This is a genomic window from Planococcus sp. APC 3906 (assembly GCF_030407685.1).
In the GTDB taxonomy this organism is placed as follows: Bacteria; Bacillota; Bacilli; order Bacillales_A; family Planococcaceae; genus Planococcus; species Planococcus koreensis.
Genome location: NZ_JASDCW010000062.1, coordinates 1 through 2,527, shown reverse-complemented (window position 1 = coordinate 2,527; position 2,527 = coordinate 1). Strand labels below are relative to the sequence as shown.

At 48.4% G+C, this 2,527-nt stretch carries 3 protein-coding genes; 1 reads left to right on the top strand and 2 read right to left on the bottom strand.

The window, feature by feature from the left end:
- Together istA and QMA09_RS16965 are read right to left on the bottom strand one after the other, a co-directional pair.
- A partial coding sequence (gene istA / locus QMA09_RS16970) for an IS21 family transposase (RefSeq protein WP_290213986.1) occupies window positions 1-960 on the bottom strand: 960 nt, incomplete at its 3' end.
- 182 nt (window positions 961-1,142) lie between these two features.
- Window positions 1,143-1,556 carry a ParB N-terminal domain-containing protein gene (locus tag QMA09_RS16965; protein WP_290213985.1) on the bottom strand — a complete coding sequence of 138 codons (414 nt, stop codon included), beginning with the start codon at window positions 1,554-1,556 and terminating at the stop codon, window positions 1,143-1,145.
- 533 nt (window positions 1,557-2,089) lie between these two features.
- On the opposite strand from QMA09_RS16965, the gene QMA09_RS16960 reads away from it, so the two are divergent.
- Window positions 2,090-2,527: transposase (locus QMA09_RS16960; protein ID WP_290213984.1), on the top strand; the 438-nt coding region annotated here is incomplete at its 3' end.

The following is a 2,527-nucleotide window of genomic DNA, read 5'->3' as shown; positions in this document are numbered from 1 at the left end:
CCGTGTGAGAGGCAGAGGGTGAAGGTGGTTCTTCTCCTCTTCTTCAAACACTTTAAACCGAGAACCCTCGCGCTTTTGAAAGTTCGTCGTATTGATTTCTTCCAGTTTTTCAAAGATCCGCGCATTCAAATCCTCGAGATGAAAACACTGGTAGTTTCGTAAGGATGCGATGATCTGCCTCGAGATGTATCCGACAGTTCCTTCTACGCTCGCCTTGTCTTTCGGCTTTCTGACGCGACTGGGCACGACAACCGCCCGGTAGTAATCGGCTAATTCCCGGTAAGCTTCATTGATTATCGGATCGCCCCGGTGGGGCTTTGTGACGCCCGTCTTCAAGTTATCAGGTACCAAGACCTCCGGAACGCCCCCAAAATATTCGAATGCATGAATATGTGCACGCAGCCAAGAAGTGGATTTCATATCAAGAAATGCCTCCACATAACTCAACTGACTGTAGGGAAGCGTTGCGATGAACACATACGCTGGTATATTCTCGCCAGTCGAATTATCCATGATCTTAAGGGTCGTTCCTGCCCAGTCCACCTCTAAGACCTCGCCCGGCTTTCTTCGGATTGGCATGGTCAGCTTATGCTTCTTTGCGAAATTACCATATTTTTCAGCGAATGTTCGATAGGCATAAGGGACTTTTCCATCTTCTCTAGCTGAACTTGCATATTCGTGGTGCAGGAGTGTCAGGGTGACATTTTTCTTTTGAAGCTCTTTGTGAACCCACTCAAAATCAACCGGGCAGTATCCTTTTTCAATCGCTTGTTTCTCAGGGAACAAGTAAGTCCCAAGCCATTGATTATTCATGGAATCCTCTAACCCCTTTAACCCTCTTTCTTTAGCCCGGTGTACCACTTCCGCGATTGTATTTCGCGAGTGGCCGGTACTGGAACTGATCGTCCTCTGGCTGATGCCATCAAACTCCATCCCCAGTATCTTCCGATAATTGACCATAAAAAAATCCTCCTTCTACTTGGGTGTCATGCGTTTAAGCATGCCCCTAAAGTATACCGGAGGTATTTATCGTGAAAATGTGTTTGTAGCTCTCTACTCCGCAAACGGTGGCTCTCTCTTCCGCAAATGATGGTTTGATTTTACGCATACGTGGCTCTTTCACTATGCAATATTCAGTTAGATCAAACCTGAAAGTCCCCAACAACGCCCCAACGGCCTTTGTCTCTCTTAAATGCCTTCAGCTTATCATTCCAATACTCCACATACCGGTTTTGCATATCTGCCGAAGTGAAGAACTGCCGGTGCTGCTCCTGTGTCAGGTAATAGGCGGGCAGCTCGGCTACGCCCAGACGCCTGGCTTTGGCTACCCGATGATTGCCATCGATCAACCTGAAAAATTCCGGACGCATCCTGACCAGGATGACGGGTTTGGCCAAATCTGCTTGCGGGATATACGCCTCGTCCAAGTTCGCTGAATCTGCCCATGGACTCGACGGACCGACTTGCACTACGGATAATTCGACTTGCTCCGGGTTCTGGTCAATCCACTCGGTGGCCCGGGTGATATTCCAGTTGAACGGGAAACCACCCAGCATTTCGTCTCCTTCGACAGGTATACAAGGAATGAAGTCCGGATTCTCTTTCATTCTTTTCATACGATGTACCTCACTTTTCATCTACATTGCTTTTAGAATACCATATTTCCACCGTTCTTTTGGCAAGTAAATAATGCCCTGAATGGCTTTTGATACGAGCGTTTGCCAGAACAGTTTTCCAGTAGTTCCCCATTTTGTCCCTGTGTACGGCGCAATTATGACTACTTGCTCTTCGCCATAAACATGCAAAAGGAACCCGCCCATTTACTGGTTTCAGCGGATTCCTCATGCAGTATTCCTGTATATCTGGAATTGTGTTCGACACAGTGGCGCGTTTTCAAGAATACCATATTTCTACCGTTCTTTTGGCAAGTAAATAATGCCGTGAATGGCTTTTAATGCGATCGTTTCCCAGAACAGTTTTCCAGTAGTTTCCCATTTCGTCCCTGTGTACGGCGCAATTATGACTACTTGCTATTCGCCATAAACATGCAAAAGGAATCTGTTCATTTACTGGTTTCAGCGGATTCCTCATGCAGTATTGCTGTATATTTGGAATTGTGTTCGACACAGGGGCGCGATTTCCTCATTTGCTGATCAAAGCGGAGCGGGATCCGCTCCATAAGATCATGAGCCTTATCAACCGGCGGTACAGCGCATCCTATGCCAAGCGCTACCGCCATGTCGGCCGCATCTACCAGAAGCGCTATTTTGCGAAGGAAGTCGATTCCCGGCTCGGTCTGCTTGTGGTCAGCTCTTACATCCACCGCAATCCGATCCAGACGAAGGTGCCTATGGTGGAGCGGCTGGAACAGTATCCATACAGTTCGTTCCCCCTCTACTGGGAGGATGCGCTCCCCGCTCCGCCCTTTTTGGACCGGAAGATCTTGCGGGGGTTGCTGCCGCCGCCGTTTGACAACACCAACCAGGCTTTTTGCATCTATTGCTTGACGTATCAGCAGAACGCGGAG